At 61.2% G+C, this 17172-nt stretch carries 20 protein-coding genes; 8 read left to right on the forward strand and 12 right to left on the reverse strand.

Annotation, left to right across the window (positions count from 1 at the left end):
• The first annotated feature begins 241 nt into the window (after positions 1–241).
• Positions 242–715 (forward strand): cyclic nucleotide-binding domain-containing protein, encoded by a 474-nt coding sequence (locus tag QMK55_RS05760; RefSeq protein WP_083366690.1) that lies wholly within the window; start codon positions 242–244, stop codon positions 713–715.
• On the opposite strand, the gene QMK55_RS05765 is transcribed toward QMK55_RS05760, so the two are convergent.
• Positions 712–996 carry a hypothetical protein gene (locus QMK55_RS05765; protein ID WP_102358751.1) on the reverse strand — a complete coding sequence of 95 codons (285 nt, stop codon included), beginning with the start codon at positions 994–996 and terminating at the stop codon, positions 712–714. The genes QMK55_RS05760 and QMK55_RS05765 overlap by 4 nt on opposite strands.
• An 80-nt stretch (positions 997–1076) precedes the next feature.
• Here QMK55_RS05765 and QMK55_RS05770 point away from each other — a divergent pair, with 80 nt between their 5' ends.
• From QMK55_RS05770 to QMK55_RS05785, 4 genes are all read left to right on the forward strand, one after another.
• On the forward strand, positions 1077–1763 hold the full coding sequence (locus QMK55_RS05770; protein WP_047598150.1) for a spermidine synthase: 687 nt from the start codon (positions 1077–1079) through the stop codon (positions 1761–1763).
• Between the two features lie 50 nt (positions 1764–1813).
• Complete coding sequence (locus tag QMK55_RS05775; RefSeq protein WP_064586446.1) at positions 1814–2185, forward strand: YajD family HNH nuclease; 372 nt, start codon at positions 1814–1816, stop codon at positions 2183–2185.
• 182 nt (positions 2186–2367) lie between these two features.
• Positions 2368–2838 carry an RNA methyltransferase gene (locus tag QMK55_RS05780; RefSeq protein ID WP_007911337.1) on the forward strand — a complete coding sequence of 157 codons (471 nt, stop codon included), beginning with the start codon at positions 2368–2370 and terminating at the stop codon, positions 2836–2838.
• An 82-nt stretch (positions 2839–2920) separates the two neighbouring features.
• Positions 2921–3298, forward strand: a complete 378-nt coding sequence (locus QMK55_RS05785; protein ID WP_102354455.1) for a DUF2892 domain-containing protein — start codon at positions 2921–2923, stop codon at positions 3296–3298.
• 102 nt (positions 3299–3400) lie between these two features.
• Here QMK55_RS05785 and QMK55_RS05790 read toward each other — a convergent pair whose 3' ends face one another.
• Positions 3401–4630 (reverse strand): hypothetical protein, encoded by a 1230-nt coding sequence (locus tag QMK55_RS05790; protein WP_320328827.1) that lies wholly within the window; start codon positions 4628–4630, stop codon positions 3401–3403.
• 36 nt (positions 4631–4666) lie between these two features.
• Positions 4667–5116: a YcgN family cysteine cluster protein gene (locus tag QMK55_RS05795; RefSeq protein ID WP_025110643.1), complete on the reverse strand. Its 450-nt coding sequence runs from the start codon at positions 5114–5116 to the stop codon at positions 4667–4669.
• A gap of 279 nt (positions 5117–5395) precedes the next feature.
• Here QMK55_RS05795 and QMK55_RS05800 point away from each other — a divergent pair, with 279 nt between their 5' ends.
• Positions 5396–5989, forward strand: a complete 594-nt coding sequence (locus tag QMK55_RS05800) for a nitroreductase family protein (RefSeq protein WP_320328828.1) — start codon at positions 5396–5398, stop codon at positions 5987–5989.
• A 126-nt stretch (positions 5990–6115) separates the two neighbouring features.
• On the opposite strand, the gene QMK55_RS05805 is transcribed toward QMK55_RS05800, so the two are convergent.
• From QMK55_RS05805 to rnd, 3 genes are all read right to left on the reverse strand, one after another.
• Complete coding sequence (locus QMK55_RS05805) at positions 6116–7048, reverse strand: D-2-hydroxyacid dehydrogenase (protein ID WP_320328829.1); 933 nt, start codon at positions 7046–7048, stop codon at positions 6116–6118.
• Between the two features lie 118 nt (positions 7049–7166).
• Complete coding sequence (locus tag QMK55_RS05810; RefSeq protein ID WP_102354452.1) at positions 7167–7460, reverse strand: YcgL domain-containing protein; 294 nt, start codon at positions 7458–7460, stop codon at positions 7167–7169.
• A complete protein-coding gene (gene rnd, locus QMK55_RS05815) occupies positions 7457–8590 on the reverse strand; it encodes a ribonuclease D (RefSeq protein WP_320328830.1) in 1134 nt (377 codons plus the stop codon). The genes QMK55_RS05810 and rnd overlap by 4 nt, the downstream gene beginning before the upstream one ends.
• Positions 8591–8861: 271 nt before the next feature.
• On the opposite strand from rnd, the gene QMK55_RS05820 reads away from it, so the two are divergent.
• On the forward strand, positions 8862–10043 hold the full coding sequence (locus tag QMK55_RS05820; protein WP_320328831.1) for a cyanate transporter: 1182 nt from the start codon (positions 8862–8864) through the stop codon (positions 10041–10043).
• Positions 10044–10243: 200 nt separating this feature from the next.
• Positions 10244–11179, forward strand: coding sequence for a LysR family transcriptional regulator (locus tag QMK55_RS05825; RefSeq protein WP_102354449.1), 936 nt, complete (start codon positions 10244–10246; stop codon positions 11177–11179).
• 3 nt (positions 11180–11182) lie between these two features.
• Here the strand turns inward: QMK55_RS05825 and QMK55_RS05830 are convergent, their stop codons facing one another.
• From QMK55_RS05830 to QMK55_RS05855, 6 genes are all read right to left on the reverse strand, one after another.
• A complete protein-coding gene (locus tag QMK55_RS05830) occupies positions 11183–11548 on the reverse strand; it encodes a 5-carboxymethyl-2-hydroxymuconate Delta-isomerase (protein WP_320328832.1) in 366 nt (121 codons plus the stop codon).
• Positions 11549–11600: 52 nt separating this feature from the next.
• Positions 11601–12809 (reverse strand): low temperature requirement protein A, encoded by a 1209-nt coding sequence (locus QMK55_RS05835; RefSeq protein WP_320328833.1) that lies wholly within the window; start codon positions 12807–12809, stop codon positions 11601–11603.
• A 176-nt stretch (positions 12810–12985) separates the two neighbouring features.
• Positions 12986–13906: a LysR substrate-binding domain-containing protein gene (locus tag QMK55_RS05840; protein WP_007963299.1), complete on the reverse strand. Its 921-nt coding sequence runs from the start codon at positions 13904–13906 to the stop codon at positions 12986–12988.
• 88 nt (positions 13907–13994) lie between these two features.
• Positions 13995–16079, reverse strand: a complete 2085-nt coding sequence (locus QMK55_RS05845; protein WP_320328834.1) for a DUF6311 domain-containing protein — start codon at positions 16077–16079, stop codon at positions 13995–13997.
• Positions 16076–16462, reverse strand: a complete 387-nt coding sequence (locus QMK55_RS05850; protein WP_320328835.1) for a GtrA family protein — start codon at positions 16460–16462, stop codon at positions 16076–16078. Before QMK55_RS05850 ends, QMK55_RS05845 begins: the two co-directional genes overlap by 4 nt.
• Positions 16459–17169, reverse strand: coding sequence for a class I SAM-dependent methyltransferase (locus QMK55_RS05855; protein ID WP_320328836.1), 711 nt, complete (start codon positions 17167–17169; stop codon positions 16459–16461). The genes QMK55_RS05850 and QMK55_RS05855 overlap by 4 nt, the downstream gene beginning before the upstream one ends.
• Positions 17170–17172: the final 3 nt, after the last annotated feature.

Raw genomic sequence — 17172 nt, forward strand, 5'->3', positions numbered from 1 at the left:
ACTCAAGGGGCCGATACCCCACAGATCCCGTGTAGGAGTGAGCCTTTGTGGTGAGGGGATTTATCCTCGATGGGAGGCAAAGCCGCCCCAAATCTGCAATGCGATTCTTTCAGACAGACCGCATTAGCTGGTTTGCGACTGCTGCGCAGTCGATCGGGGATAAATCCCCTCACCACAGGCTCACTCCTGCAAGGAACCGTGTTAAGCCTGGAAACCGTGAAAACAAAAAGACCGCAATGACATGTCAGAACCCACTCTACTGAACAACGAAATCCGCGACTGGCTGATGGACTGCGGCCTGTTCGACCAATTGCAACTGGCAGACTTTGCCGCAGCCTCTGGCTACTTCAGCATCAGCACCGTGGCCGAAGGCGAAGCGATTTTCCGCGAGGGCGACGCCGGCAGCTTCATGTGCATCATCCACACCGGCCAGGTCGCCGTGCAGAAGACCGGGGCCGACGGCCAGGTCATCACCATGGCCACCCTGCGCAGTGGTCGGGCGTTCGGTGAAATGGCCGTGCTCGATGGCGAACGGCGCTCGGCCACCTGCATCGCCGCGAGCAACTGCCAGTTGCTCAACCTGGGCAAGGACTCGCTGGAAAAGATGCTCAACGACGCACCGAAGATCGCCGCGAAGATCATCCGCGCCCTCGCTGTCTCCCTGTCCAAACGCCTGCGCATGGCCGACGGTCAACTGGCGGCGCAGCAGATCTAGCCGCCGGGGGATTTGGCCTTGGTACCGCCCGGTTCGATGCCCGGCACCGGTTGATCCTTGCTCGGCGGGCTGGGCATTTCGATCGGCACCAGCGGCGGACTGCCACTGCCCGCACCTGACTTGGGAATGCTGATCGGGGTGATTTGCGGATACGGCGTCGGCGTGGCGGTACCGGGCGACCCGGGTTGCGGCGTCGGGCTGACCGGAATGGTCTGCTGCGCCTGCACTGCAGTAATCGAGAGCGCGGCCAGGGCAATGACCGTTAGAATGGTGCGCTTCATCAAGGGCTCCGTTTGGCCTCTAGTCTGCGCTCAGGCTACTCCCAACGGGCCTGCTTGCCTTCCCCCTTGTAGAGATTTCCATGAAACGTTTCGTTCTGCTCGACACCACGCCGATCCCTGACAACGGTGGCGCCCTGTGCCTGTTCGAGTATGGCGAGGATTTCGTCATCAAGATCCAGGGCGGCGACGGCGGGCAATTGATGAACACGCGCATGCACGGTTCCGAAGATGCGCTGGCCGAGATTCCTTGCCGCAAGGTCGCTGGACGGCCGAATTCGCGGGTGCTGATCGGCGGTCTGGGCATGGGCTTTACCCTCGCCTCGGCGCTCAAGCATCTGGGCAAGAGCGCCGAAGTGGTGGTCGCCGAACTGGTGCCGGGCGTGGTGGAATGGAACCGTGGGCCGCTGGGTGAAAAGTCCGGTCGGCCGTTACTCGATCCACGCACGGTGATCCGTCAGGACGACGTGGCCAAGGTGCTGCAAAGCGAGCCGAATGGTTTCGACGCGATCATGCTCGACGTCGACAACGGCCCCGAAGGCCTGACGCAGAAGGCCAACAGCTGGCTGTATTCCGCTGCCGGGCTCAACGCCTGCGCCAAGGCCTTGCGGCCCAAAGGCGTGCTGGCGGTATGGTCGGCCAGCGCTGACCGGCAGTTTTCCGACAAATTGAAGAAGGCCGGTTTCAAGGCTGAAGAAGTCCAGGTCTTCGCCCACGGCAACAAGGGCACCCGTCACACGATCTGGATTGCCGAGAAGCTCAAGGGCTGAGCTAAACTGGCGTCATAACCGTCATTAGTCTTTTTTACAAAGGTGAACCCATGAGTTCGTCCACCCCGACCAACACGTCGAAGCTCGATCGCATCCTTGCCGACAACCAGCGCGACAAGGAAATGGGCTACCGCGACAAGGCCCTGAAGATGTACCCGCACGTGTGTGGCCGCTGCGCCCGTGAGTTCTCCGGCAAGCGCCTGAGCGAACTGACCGTGCACCACCGCGACCACAACCACGACAACAACCCGCAGGACGGCTCGAACTGGGAGCTGTTGTGCCTGTACTGCCACGACAACGAACACTCGCGCTACACCGACCAGCAATACTTCGACGACGGCTCGCTGAGCACACCGAAGATTGCCAAGGCGACGCACAATCCGTTTGCCGCCCTCGCCGGTTTGATGAAGAAAGAAGACTGACCATCTTCATTGGCCGCACGGGCCCCATCGCGAGCAGGCTCACTCCTACATTTGAAATGCGTTCCCCTGTAGGAGTGAGCCTGCTCGCGATAGCGGTGTCCTGGACACCACCAATCTCAAACTGAACACCCCTCCCCCAATCCCCGTATAATCGCCCTCTTTTTCCCGAAGGCACCCCGCTCGTGGCAGACAAACGTTACAGCTGCATTGGTTTGTACAACCCCAAGTCACCGGAGAACGTCGGTTCGGTGATGCGCGCCGCAGGCTGTTACGGCGTAGCGTCGGTGTTCTACACCGGCAAGCGTTATGAACGCGCCGCCGACTTCGTCACCGACACCAAGCGCGTGCACTACGACATCCCGCTGATCGGCATCGACGACCTGAAAAAGATCCTCCCGCTCAACTGCGTACCGGTCGCCGTGGAACTGGTAGAGGGTGCCCGCCCGCTGCCTGAATACACCCACCCGGACCGCGCGCTGTACATCTTCGGCCCGGAAGACGGCTCGCTGGATAAAGAGATCCGCGACTGGTGCGAAGACGTGGTCTATATCCCGACCACCGGCTGCATGAACCTCGCCGCCACGGTCAACGTCGTGCTCTACGACCGCATGGCCAAGGGCCTGAACACCCGCTCAGGACCGAAATTCCGCTGAAACGTCGCACATCCGATGGAACGAGCCGGCCGCTGCGGCAGTCAGCTTATCTATCTATTGCACATTGCCTGGGAGACAGATCATGACCGAACTCAAACGCGTCCAACGTATCGAATCCACCCCGTTCCAGAGCCGTTCCGAACAGAATGTCGAAGGCTGGGAACGTATCGGATCCTTGGCCGGCGGCGTGATCATGGTCGGCAAGGGCCTGCGCCGTGGTGGCGTGTTCGGTCTGCTTCAGGTGGCGATTGGCGGTGTGGCGATGGCCCGAGGCATCACCGGACACAGCTCGGTGAAAAGCCTGCTGGAGAAAAGCCGTCAGGACATGAACAACGTGCGGGCGAAGATCGAACGCGCCGGTGAAGAGTTGAGCAAGCTCAAGGCCAATGCCGAGGCGGCGACCAAAACCGCTACCGTGACCGGCAATGATTCGGTGAAATCGCCGAAAGCCGGGGTTTGATCCAAGATTTGCGGTGGGGTTAAAGGCCCCATCGCGAGCAGGCTCACTTCTACATTTGGAATGCGTTCCCTTGTAGGAGTGAGCCTGCTCGCGATAGCGGTGTCACTGAAGTAACGCGGTATCAAGGACTTTTGAGGACGCACCGAGAACGCTCTCGGCCAGTTGCACAAACTCCTTGGTACTCACCGTCCCCAGATGCATCGCCCCGCGCAACACGTCATCCAGCGAGCGCTTGTTACGCGTCTTCAAGCGAATCTCGCGATCCAGCTCCTGCAGCACAATCACCGCTTTTGAAAGCTGCGCCGGGCTGATCTGCTCGCCGCGCAAGGTCGTGACTTTCTGACTGTCCCTGGTCAACTTCGCCTGCAACGCCTGATAACGCTCATCGCTCATGCCCCCGGCACGACGCACCAGTTCGATCGCGTAATACTCGGCAAACCCTTCGCTGATCCAGTCGCTGCGCTGCTCGTCGCTGATCCGCCCGAACACCTGCGCCAGCTCGCGCACCAGCGCACTGCTGCCGCTTTCGCTGACCAGCGGCAGACGCGTGTTGAGATAGATCGACTCGTGTGCACCGAGGCTGCCACGCCACATCGGGTCGTTGGCGCCGACGATCAGCAGCTTGCCTGGATGCCGTGGGTACACAGCCTGCACCTGCGGCCAGATGAACGTCAGCAAGGTCAGCACATCCATGCGGCGCATGCCCTGCCCTTGTGGAGAGGCCACGGTGACTTCGGTTTCGCCCAGCCGTGTGCGGCGGCTGCCGAGATGGCCGGCAAGCATCCAGCCGGTCGGGCGGTCGAACAGGCGTGAAGGGTTGTCGATGCGGAATGTGTTCTTGCCGATGCGCGGCCAAGCGGTTTCGATGCTTTTCCAGCCGTTGGGCAGTTCGAATTGCAGGCGTGACACCAGCTCGACGCCATCCTGCTGATCGAGTTTGGCCGGTGGTACCAGCTCATCGCCGCGCAGCAGTGCCCAGTTCGGGGTCATGCGCGTGTCGAAGCTGCCACTCTTGCGTCCGTGGCTGACGGTGACACGATAGGTCAGGCTGGCCTTGTCGCCCGTCGGGCGCCAGACGCCCCGGGCCTGCTTGCCTGGCGTCAACTGCCACTGCCCGTCGGCCTTGAAGTCGCTGTAGTGGCTGCCATCGCCGAGGTCAAAATCGAGGCTGCGCACCGATTCGCCCTTGGCCAGGGTCAGGCGCACCTCGGCCTGATCACTTTGCGGCAACAGACGCACGTGGTAGTCCAGATCGACTTTCTTCGCCGCCCACACTGGCGCACTCAACGCCAGCAGTCCGACGAACAGCGCACGCTGCAATCCCACAGCCATACACACTCCTTGGTGAAAACTTGAATCTGCGGGCGCTTAACCGGCGCGGAAAATCAGGTGGTCCTCCCAGTCGTCCTCCGGCACGCTGCCTTCGGCAAGCATGCGCCCGGACTGGGAAATCCGCTCGTGGTGCACGGCGTCACGGTCGCCACACACCAGGTGGTGCCACAACGGCAGGTCCTTGCCTTCGCTGACCAGTCGGTAACCGCAGGTCGGCGGCAGCCATTTGAACTCTTCGGCCTGGCCCGGGGTGAGCTGGATGCAGTCCGGGACAAACTTGATGCGGTTCGGGTAATCGCTGCACTGACAGGTTTTCAGGTCCAGCAGTTTGCAGGCGATGCGCGTGTAATAGACGCTGTTGTCTTCTTCATCTTCGAGTTTCTGCAGGCAGCACAGACCGCAGCCGTCGCACAGCGATTCCCATTCCTCGTGATCCAGTTGATCGAGGGTTTTGCGTATCCAGAACGGTTCGACTTTGGCGGCCATGGCTCAAGCATCAACATCAGGTGGTGAAAAGGCCGCCAGTCTAGTGCCCCAGGCCTTGCGGGCCAAGCGCTGGCGACTGCCGGTTGCGCAACGCTTGTCAGTTTCGATGCCGGCGCGTAGCTTTGCCTGTCGCAAGGAGCCTTGCCCGGAAGCCATTGACGCTCGACCGCGTTGCATTCCGGTGAACACCAAAGGCTCGGAAAATCCCATCGTTCAGCGCAACTGATCCCGCCGGGTTTTCATTCGACTCTCTGACTCAAACACAGCAAGGAATCTTCGATGAGTGCCAACCCTCGCGTTGCCGATTACGCCATTCACCCGCAATTCACCGATCGCTGGTCGCCCCGCGCCTTCACCGGCGAGGCGATCCCGGAAGAAACCCTGCTGAGCTTCTTCGAAGCCGCGCGCTGGGCGCCGTCTGCGTACAACTCGCAGCCGTGGCGCTTCCTTTATGCGCGTCGTGACACGCCGAGCTGGGAGCGTTATCTGGGTCTGCTCAATGAGTTCAACCGCAGCTGGGCGCAACACGCTTCGGCGCTGGTGATCGTGATTTCGAAAACCACCTTCACCGCACCCGGCGCGACGGAAGAAACCCCGGCGCTGTGGCACACCTTCGACACGGGTTCGGCGTGGGGCCATCTGGCACTGCAAGCGAGCATCAGTGGCTGGCACACCCACGGCATGGCCGGTTTCGATCAGGAGCTGACCCGCAAGGAGCTGAATATCCCTGAAGGTTATGCGCTGCACGCGGCGGTCGCTGTCGGCAAGCTGGGTGACAAGGCATCGCTGGCTGAATACCTGCAAGCCCGTGAAGAGCCGAGCCCGCGTCGTCCGCTGAACGAGCTGGCGGCGGAAGGCGACTTCACCCTTTAAACCACACCGCAAAACCAACTGTAGGAGTGAGCCTGCTCGCGATGAGGGCGAGTCAGTCGACATTAATGTTGTCTGACACACCGCTATCGCGAGCAGGCTCACTCCTACATTTTTTATTGCGGTGTGTCAGTAACCGCGAGCGAAATCCACTTCCCCGCGCAGCGCCTCACCCGCCTGATACGCCTTCAGGTTCTCGACAAACAACTGCACCATCAACGCCGGAGACGTCGGTGCCGAGCTGTGCCCGGTCAGCAGCAGGCCCCAGGCGGTCCAGAACGGATGGCGTTGCGGCAACGGCTCCTGACGGCAGACGTCGATTACCGCGCCGGCCAGATGCCCTTCCTTCAACGCTTCGACCAGATCCGCATCCACTACCGCCACGCCGCGTCCGACGTTGATGAACAACCCGGTCGGCTTGAATTGCTTGAACAGCGCCGCGTCGTAGATATCGTGGGTGTGCGCGGTGTTCGGCAGCAGGTTGACCACGTAATCGACCTCGCCCACCAGCCGTGGCAGATCCGCCATCGCACCAACTTCGACGAACGGCGCCTGCTCGCGAGCGCTGCTGGCGACGCCATACAACTCGACGCCAAACGGCAGCAGGAACTGCGCCACGCTCTGGCCAATGTCGCCGGTACCGACGATCAGCACCTTGCGCCCGACCAGGCTCTGGCCGGTGCGGTTGTCCCACTTGCGCTCGACCTGGCTGACCAGGCGCGCCAGCACTTCACGCTCGTGACCGAGCATGTAGGTCAGCACGTATTCGGCCATCACCTGACCGAAGATTCCCACCGCGCGGGTCAAACGGTAATCGCGGCGCAAGCCGTCGGCGAGCAACGGCGTGATGCCGGCCCAGGTCGATTGCAGCCATTGCGGTTGGTGGCCCTGACGCAACAGGGTCGCCAGCAGGTCCGGCTGCCCCAGCCACACCGGGCAATCGGCAGCCTGACGGGCCAGTTCGGCGGAGTCGCCGCTGGTCAGTACTTCAAGTTCGGGGGCCACCTGACTCAGCAGCCGGGCGTACACCGCGTGGTCGTGTTCAGCAATCAGAACGCGCATCTTCAAACCTTTCGCAAACCGTGCAGGCAACCGCCGAAGGAGTCGCGCTCCTTCGTGGCGGTCGTCGCCGTAAAATCAGTTCCAGGGTGGCAAGAGGCCCAGAACAGGGCCTCGCAGATCAGACCGGATCGTTGCGTCGCAGCAACTCTTCGGGCAAGTGTTCGATGTACTCGTCTTCGGCCGGTGGCATCTGCAGGTGATAGCCCTGCCTGTCGAGGTTTTCCAGAACTACCACGATGTCCTCGCTGGCCAGTTTACGCTCGGGCGACAGCACCAGATCGAACGAATGCTTCGCTTTGCCGAAGGCCAGCATCAGCGCTTCCGGCACCCGCTCAAGCGCGTCACTTTTGAGCACGTAAAGGTACATGCCGCTGCGCTTGGAGCTTTGGTAGATGGAACAAATACGTTTCAAAGCTGTTCTCCGGCGGTGGCCAGGCTGTCGAGCAGCATCTGGCCCATGAGTTCGCGGCGCCAGCCACGCAGCGACTCAGGCAATTGATAAGGTCCCTCGGGGAAGCCGCTTTTGACCAGTGCTTCGAGGGTTTTCTTGCGTAGCATCAGTTCCGGTGCGATACCCAGACGCTCGGCTTCGACCTGGCCGAGGGCGCGCAGTTGCTTGATCAGCGCAGCGGCTTCGACCGGCAATGGCTCCGGCACCGCTGGCGGCCATTGATCAGGCCCCACACTGCCAGAGCGCTTGATCAGATCAAGCAGAAATTGGCCGTCCTGACGCACGGTACGTGGGTGCATGTCTTCGATTTTGCCCAGCGCCACGAGGTTGTCCGGTTGCGTGCGGGCCAGCGGCCACAGCGAATGCTCGCGGACAATACGGTTGCGCGGCAGATCACGGGCGCGGGCTTCTTTTTCACGCCAGGCGCACAACTCACGCAGCACCGCCAATTGCGCACGGGACAGTTTCCACGCCAGTTTGGCTTCGCGATAGACCTCGTAGGGGTCGGTTTCGCGGCGCAGATTGGCCACCAGTTCGGCGCCGTCCTCCAGCACCCAGGCGAATTTGTCGTCAGACAGTTTCGGCCGCAGCTGGACGAAAACTTCGGCCAGATGCACGGCGTCTTCGGCGGCGTAGCTGATTTGTGTGTCGGACAACGGGCGCTGCAACCAGTCGGAACGGGTTTCGCCCTTCGGCAGTTCGATGCCGAGCACTTCCTGCACCAGCCGCGAATAGCCCATAGAGAACCCGAGGTTCAGGTAGGCCGCCGCCAGTTGCGTGTCGAACATCGGTGCCGGCAGGCTCCCGGTCAGACGCAGCAGCACTTCGAGGTCTTCGCTGCAAGCGTGCAGGACTTTGAGCACCGCCGGGTTTTCCAGCAACGCCGCCAGCGGTTGCCAGGCGTTGATGGTCAGCGGGTCGATCAGGTAGGCGCGTTTGCCGTCGCCAACCTGCAACAGGCCGGCAATCGGGTAGAAGGTGTCGACCCGCATGAATTCGGTGTCGAGGGCAACGAACGGCAGCTGCTGCCACTCGGCGCAAAACTGCGCGAGGCTATCGTTGTCGCGAATCCAGTGAATATCGATGGCCACACGGCTCTCCCTTGAAGAATGGCGCGCAGTATATATCGCCGCCGGCGTTTTACGCGCCTGCGCTGGGCCAGAGCTGTAACGAAATGTCCTGCCAGAGAGAAAGAATAGTCTGACAGCGAGGGGGGCAAGATTAATCCGGGCGTAACGATCTTGCTGGCGCCGCCGAAGGGAGGGTCATATTTAGTTTTTAAATAGTACTCGGGAATTTTGATTTGCCCGCACCGCGTGACCGCACGCCTAATCGACAGCCTCCGCAATCCAGAGTCTGCTGATGGAACACGTTCGCGCCACCGCTCGCCCCGCTGTCTGGCTGATGCTCGGCATCATCCTCGTCGCACTCAATCTGCGCCCGTCCATGGCGGCCGTCGGCCCCTTGCTGTCGGCCATACGCGGCGACACCCCTCTGAGTTTCAGCGTGGCTTCGCTGCTGACCATGTTGCCGGTGATGGCGATGGGACTGGCGATGTTTTTCGGCATTGGCATCAGCCGACGTCTGGGCGAACAGCGCACAGTGATCCTGTCGCTGTTGATTATCGGGCTGGCGACGCTGTCGCGGCTGTGGCTCGATTCGGCGGCGCAGTTGATTGGCAGCGCAATGCTCGCAGGGATTGGCATCGCCCTGATTCAGGCGCTGATGCCGGTGCTGATCAAGTCACGCTTCCCCGACAACGTGGCGCTGTGCATGGGCCTGTATGTCACCGCGATCATGGGCGGCGCCGCACTGGCCGCCTCGTTTGCGCCACTGGTAATGGTGCAAACCAGTAGCTGGCGCCTCGGGCTGGCAATCTGGGCGGCATTGGCCTTGCTCGCGTTGCTGCTCTGGTGGACACAACCCACCATGTCATCCAGGCAGAACACGCCAGTAGGAAAACAATCGTTCTTCGGCAATTCCCGCGCCTGGTTACTCGCTATCTTCTTCGGTCTGGGTACGGCGTCCTACACCTGCGTACTCGCCTGGCTAGCGCCGTACTACGTCGAACAAGGCTGGAGCGAACAACACGCCGGCCTGCTGTTGGGTTTGCTGACGGCCATGGAGGTGATTTCCGGGTTGCTGACGCCAGCCATTGCCAACCGCAGCCGTGACCGCCGCGTGGTCCTGGCGACGTTGCTGCTGCTGATCATTGCCGGCTTCTGCGGGTTGATCCTCAGCCCGCAACACCTGAGCCTGCTGTGGCCATGCTTGCTGGGGCTGGGCATTGGCGGACTGTTCCCGATGAGCCTGATCGTCTCGCTCGATCACCTCGACGACCCGCAGCGCGCCGGCGGCCTGACCGCCTTCGTGCAAGGCATCGGTTATTTGATCGCCGGGCTTTCGCCGCTGCTGGCCGGCATCATCCGCGACCGCCTCGGCAGCTTCGAGTGGGCGTGGTGGTCGCTGACCGCAGTGATGGTCGTGATGCTGCTGATGGTGCTGCGCTTCAATCCACAGGCGTACGCCCGACACATCCGCTGAGCGCAAATTTCGTCACCGGGCTAAAGGCTTCTTGCCATCTTTGCGCGGTTTGTCTGGCAACGTCGTGTTGGTAAAACTTTCTGTCCCACAACTGACATTGAAACGTCCTACAGGGCTTTGTCCTGGCACCATCGTTCCGCTACGATCATGCGCACACGTTTGCGCGGATTCAGCGCAAGGAGCACAGCGAGACGGAACGGATGCTGAACAGTAACTTGCTTAGAAAGCTCGACATGCAGGACCTAATGGTATTTATCGCCGTGTATGAGCAGAGCAGCGTCACGGATGTCTCGGAGACGTTGTGCGTCAGCCAGTCCACCGTCAGCTATTGCCTGAAAAAATTGCGCACCAGTTTCGAAGACGAATTGTTCATCAACACCCGCACGGGCATGCGCCCCACCTACAAGGCCGGCACCATGTATGGCCATGTGCAGAAAATCCTCGAAAGCATCAACCTGTGCCATGCCGGCGCTCCAACCTTCGATCCGACGCGGCAGGCAGTGACCTTCAATATCTGCGCCCCGGAATACTTCGAGCAACTGGTGTTGCCGCGCCTGTTGAAGCGTTTCGACTTCGACGATTTGCCAGTGATGGTCAACATGCACAAGTTCGAGACCGACGTGCCCGCCGACGAACTGCGCGACGGCAGCCTCGACCTGGTGATCTGTTTCGGCCCCAACTTCCACCGCAGCCACACCGACCTCAAGTCGCGGATGCTGCTGGAGGACGATCTGGTCTGTGTCTTCGACAAACGCGCCACGCCGCTGGAACCGCGCCTGAGCCTGCAGGCCTTCACCGAACGGCGGCACGTGTTCCCGACACCCTGGACGTCCAGCACTAACATGGTCGACGGCTGGCTGGCGCGTCAGGCGCAGAAACGGCAGATCGTCGCGCGCTCCAACAGTTACAGCGCGGCGTTGAAAATGATCACCGGCACCGACTTCATCCTCACCCTGCCCCGACGTATCCAGCGTCTGCTGACCAAAGAGGCGGTGTTCAATCACTGCGAGGCGCCGAACGGCCTGCCAGGGTTCACCCTCGACATGCAGTGGAGCCAGAGCGCCGATCAGGACAGCGCCAACGTCTGGCTGCGCGAACAGGTGATCAAAGTGTGCAGTGAGCTGGAAGCGGCCTGAGTCCTACACGCCGACGGCAGTCTTGGTGTAGGAATCGCGGTCGATATCGAGCAACTCCACGCACAACTGCACTTCGACCCCGGCTGGCCACTCGCACAGATCCTGCAACACCGCCAGCAGGCTGTCCGAGAGTTGCTTCTTGATCTGTGGCGAACGACCGCTGAGCAGCGCCAGCTTCACGTGGACAAACGCGCGCTCGCCCATAGCGGTACCGACCTTGAACGTCTCGACCTTCACCGCCCGGCTCTTGATATCGAACTCCGCTGCGAACTGACCGGAACCCACCAGCGTGTTGTTGAGCCGGATCAACGCCACATCGGCGTTCAACTGCGGCAGGTTGGCGGTGTATTCCATGTGCAGGTGTGGCATGAGCGGGCTCCAATCAGTGGCAGAAAGGTCGTACATATACCACAGCCCCGCCCTACTCTCCTGCGGGTTTTTCTGACGGTAGCGAGCTTGACGTCTGACGCACTGCCAGGGTTTCCCAGAGCGCCACCAACACCACGATCGCCGTGGTCAGCGCCCCAAGCATCAATGCCGAAAACCAGTGGTTCAACGCCAGCGGCAGCGCCAGCGTGAGCAACACCAGCCCGGCCAGATGCGACAGCGGCGGCAGCGGCCGGTCGGACATGACCCACTTGAACAGCGCATTGCCCAACAGAAACAGCCACGGCCCGCCCACGATCACCAGAGTGCCGGCGTCACTGGCGTGATCCGGATGCACCAGCACCAACTCGTCAGCCACTGCACTGACAATTACCCCCGCGACGATCAGCACGTGCAGATAGGTGTAGGCAATCCGTGCCTGACGCCCCGGATCGCTCGAATGCGCGATGCGGTGATGCGCGCGCTCGGCACCGCTGTCGAAGTACACCCACCACATGCCAATGCTGCCCAGCACCGCCACCAGAAACGCGATGATCCCGGTGACGCTCAGCGTCAGCTCGGCAAAGGTTGCACCGGTCACCAGCAATGACTCACCCAGAGCGATGATCACGAACAGTGCACAGCGCTCGGCCATGTGATTGCCTTCGACGTTCCAGTCGCTCAGCGACGAACGCCCCAACCCCGGCACCCAGAAATACAGCGAAGGTGAAATCAGTTCGATCAGCAGCGCCAGCGCCCAACACCACAAGCGCTGGGGCCCTTCGAGAAACGCCCCGGCGATCCAGAACACCCCGGAGAACATCAGCCACGCCAGGATGCGCTGGAAATTGCGGGTCATGCCCAGCGATTCACTGCGTACCGCCCAGATCGCAAACAGCGTACGCCCGACCTGCATGAACACGAACGCCGAGGCAAACATCAGCCCGCGCTCGGTGAAGGCCTTGGGAATCGATGACGACAGCAACAGGCCGGCGATCATCAACCCGAACAGTCCGAGGCGGATCGGCAGTTTTTCCGGGTCGAGCCAATTAGTGATCCACGAAGTGAAGATCCACACCCACCACACCGCGACCATCAGCAACGCCACCTGCACCGCGCCCAGAATCGACAAATGCGCGAGCAGCGAATGCGACAACTGGGTCACGGCAAAGACGAACACCAGATCGAAAAACAGCTCGACCATGCCGACCTTGCCACTGTCGAGACTGCCGCGCCCACGCAGCAACGAACGGGAAATGCTCATGGGTCAGGTCTCCGCCGAGGACTTTGCCATTGAGCAAAGCAGCCCGACCAGACGAACGCAAACCCTTGTAGGAGTGAGCCTGCTCGCGATGGAGTCGTGTCAGACAACATCAATGTCGACTGACACACCCTCATCGCGAGCAGGCTCACTCCTACAGGGGAGATTTGTGGTGGGATTCAGGGCGCGGTCAGCGGCCGCTCACTCATGAACGCTTCAAGTCGCGAACGCAGCCAGCGCTCGGCCGGATCGCTGTCGACATGGCTGAGCCAGACCATCGACAGATCGAGCATCGGCGTCTTGAACGGGAATGGTTCCTTGAACAACCGGCCAGAAGCGGCCATGGCTTCGGCGGTGTAATCGGGCAGGCTGGCGATCAGGTCCGTGCCGGCCAGCAACGCCGGCAATGCACTGTATTGCGGCACCGACAGCACCACATGCCGGGTACGGCCGATTTCCGCCAGCCATTCATCGGCATAGCCGCTGATGTTGGCGGTGTGCGACACCAGCACATGCGGCCGCGAGCAGTATTCATCGAGGGTCAGCGGTGAATCCGAGGCATCGGCGCGCAGGATGCTCGGCTGGATATGCCGCAGCAGTTTGCGCTTGGCGTTGGCCGGTAAGCCACGGGTCTGGCTGATGCCGACGGTGATGTCGCCAGCGGCCAGCAGGTCGGGGATGCGCCAGTAATCGACGTGCTGCACCACAAACACCACGCTCGGTGCCTCCTGGCGCAACGCCCGCAACAACGGTGGCAGCAGGCCGAATTCGACGTCATCAGACAGGCCGATGCGAAACGTCATGTTGCTCACGGCCGGGTCGAAATCATGGGTCAGGCTCAGGGCCACCGACAGCGAGTCGAGGGCCGGCGACAGGTACTTGAACAGTTCTTCGGCGCGGGCGGTCGGTTCCATGCGATGGCCGACGCGGATGAACAGCGGATCATTGAACATCGCGCGCAAGCGATTGAGCGCCGAGCTGATAGTCGGCTGGCCGAGAAACAGCTTCTCCGCCGCCCGGGTCACGTTGCGTTCGAGCATCAAGGTTTCGAACACCACCATCAGGTTGATGTCGGCCTTGCGTAGTTCATTTCGATTCATCCATTGCCCCCGATCCCCAGACTGCGGGCAGTGTATGAAGTCCTTGGGACTGGCGTCTATCAGACGATTGGCCGTTTGTTCGACAATCTCACTGCACTGTCAGGGTTTTCAAGCCCAGCCCCATGACGCGCGCATCGTCATTGAAGCCGAGTTTTTTCGGGCTGATGGCATCGGGCAACTGTAGCCGGACAGTCAGATTTTCCTCGGCGGCCTGCGCGGCGCTGAGCGGAATTTCCAGCCGATTGCCCTGCACCTGGGTCAGACGTGTCGAATACGCCTCCACGCCATTGATGCTGACGATCACCCGCTGACTGAGGTTCGGCGGCATGGCAAACGCCAGGGCATCGATCACTATCGCCCGCGTTCCAGGGGAGACTCGCAGCAGCAGCTCCGCATCCTGCCCGTCACTCCAGGTACCCCACGCTTCCGGGGTGGACCAGCCTTTGGCCAGTTGCCGGGTGCTGCGATTGAACGTCTGCACCAGCCCCGGCTGGCTCAACGGTATCGGCGACATCGCCCGGCCCTGATCAACCATCGCCAGACATTGATCACAGTGCTTCCAGCCCGGTGCCAGCACGACAAAGTCGTCGACCCGGGTCAACAGATCGGTGTCGCTGTGAATGCTTTTTACCGCCAGCATCAGCGCATCGTCATCGAGGATGTACAGCGAGTCGGTGTCGTATTGGCCGCTGGCGAGTTGGCTTTGCGTCATGCGCTGCATCTTGTCCAGCGCCTTGGGGCTCGTACGTCCCAGGTAGGCCGCATCAGTTTTCAGCCCATGGATACTGGCGAAATCGGCAATCGCTTGCCACTGGTCCGGCTGATTTTTCGGTGTCACGGCACGGATGCTCTTGTAGTGTGCCGCCGCGCTGTCCCAGAACGGATCATGCATCGGGCTGGCCCAGGCCGAAGCTTCGGGGACCATTTTCGCGGCTCTCAGACCGGCCCAGGCAATCCGGGTATCGGTAACTTGCACCACCAGCGCCAAGGCCAGCAGTCCCATGGCGATACGCGGTCGATAGCCGCGCACCACCAGATAAATGAGCACTATCACGATGACGTAAAACACCGGCCAGAACATCCGTCCCGAGGCGCGAAAAATATTCGAGAGCCCCACCACGAACTTCGGTAATGGATAACTGAAGGTCTGCAGGCCGACGCCGATCTGGTTCGACAGCGCGAACAGCGTCAACCCGACCAACGCCCAGAACAACAACGGGCGACGGCCCAGCAGCGCCTTCAGCGAAACACCGTTGCGGTACCAGGTAATCAAGGCCAATGGCACCAGCAACAGCACGCCAAGCCCCAGATAATTGAAACCTTCGTAATCGCCGCCGGCCGTGGGAATGTCAGCCAGGACAAACGACCAACCGTCCGCATCCACCAGCGACAACAGGTTCATGCGATAAAAGCCGAAGCCACCGCTCACCGCGCCCCCGGCAATACTGAAATAACCCGCCTGCCAGCAGCACACGCTCACCAGCGCGAACAAACTGCCCAGCTCGATCACGACCTGACGGCGGGTCAGTTTATCCGCCCGCAGTTTGCCAAACAGATCTGCCACCCAGATCAGCGCCACCATGCCCAACAGGTAGGCATGAACCAACGCCGTCACGGCCAGTAACACACCCCATGCCAGGCGTCGGCGCTGCAGTGCCGGGTGCAACGCCAGATATAGCGCCGCGAGAATCAGGAAGTGCCCGGCCAGCGAAAGATGGCCACCGGTACGCAAAAACATCGGCGGCGAAAACACCAGGAGACCGGCACCGAGCAGGCGCAATAAAGGGTTTTCGGTGATCAAGCCGAGCAGCTTCCAGGCAAACCAGGCTTGCAGAACGAAACACAGCAACAACCACATGCCAAAGTACTGGAACGTCTCCGGCAACCAGCCATTGAACGGTTTGAACAGCAGCGCCAGCAGCGGATTGGAGTCGGAAAAAATGATCGAGCTGCCCAGTTCCATCCCATAGGACGGGTTCAGCCCGAGGGGAAAGGTCCAGGGTGAATGGCGAAAGAATACCCAGCCCAGGTAATGCGTCGCCGGATCACCGTCCTTGAGCCAGGCAATGTTTTGCGGATCGAGGGCACGCGGGCCGATCACCAGAAAAAACGCCAGCGCTCCCAGCAGGATCGGCAACAGCGCCAAGGTCGGGTGCTTGTTCAAGCCCTTCATCGATACGTCCAGAAATTATGCAGCACAAAGGTGAACGCAGGAATGATCAGTGCCACGGCGCCGATGCCCAGCAAGTAATGAAGTCCGGCAATCTGCGCGGCCCACGCGACGAGCATGGCCAGGCAGAATCCCCCGCAGGAAACCAGCATGAAGCGCAGCAGGGTTTTGCCATGCAAACGGGCAGAAAAACTCCAGGTGGTGTTGATCACATAGGACACCACCGTCGCCACGGCGAACGCCACACCGTTGGCGAGTGGCGGTTGCGGTGCAACGAAGTTGATGAACAGCACCGCCACCAGGGCATGCAGAGCGGTGACGAACAGACCGGTCACGGCAAAGCGCAAGCCGCGCTGGATCAACGCCGATCTGTCGGCTGAGGTCACGGTTTACGCGCCAGCACAAACACGCTCAGGCCGGCCAGGCGGTTCATGCCCATCAGCGGCAATTCAAGGCTGCACAGGGACTTGAGCACGCCGTTGACCAACGGATGATGGCGTTTGAGCTGAGACTGCGGCGTCGCAGCCTGCGGGCCTTTGGGCAGCAAGCGCAAGGCCGCCGCGATCGGAAACACCGCACCGAAATAGTAGGCACCGCGCTGCACAGTCAAACCGGCATCACGGGCCAGGGTTTCAAACTGCGCAAGGGTGTAGCGGCGCTTGTGTTCGAGGAAGTCGTCGTGACCGCTCCAGAGGAACTGGAACGCCGGCACGGTCATCAGGAAACGGCTGCCGGACGGCACTTTATCGACGTAAGCCTTGAGCAGGCCGAGGTCGTCGTCGACATGCTCCAGCACGTCCATGAGCAGCACCAGATCCGCGTCGATGGCCTCGATATCGCGGCGGTAATGCACCGGTTTACCGGCCGTGGCCGCGTCCGAATCGGCGGGGTAGCTGATGTCGACGCACCACGCCTCCTGCGCTGCGGTTTGGGTCAACAGGTGGTGCGAGAAAAAACCTGAACCAGCGCCCACGTCGAGAATCCGCGTGATCGGCGCATCGCCCAGCAAACGCCGGGTCGCTGCCGCCTTGGAGCAGTAATACCAGTGCTCGCCGATGCTGTCGCCGAGGATGTCGGTTTCCTTGAGATCCATGTT

The organism is Pseudomonas sp. P8_229 (assembly GCF_034008635.1).
Classification (GTDB): Bacteria; Pseudomonadota; Gammaproteobacteria; order Pseudomonadales; family Pseudomonadaceae; genus Aquipseudomonas.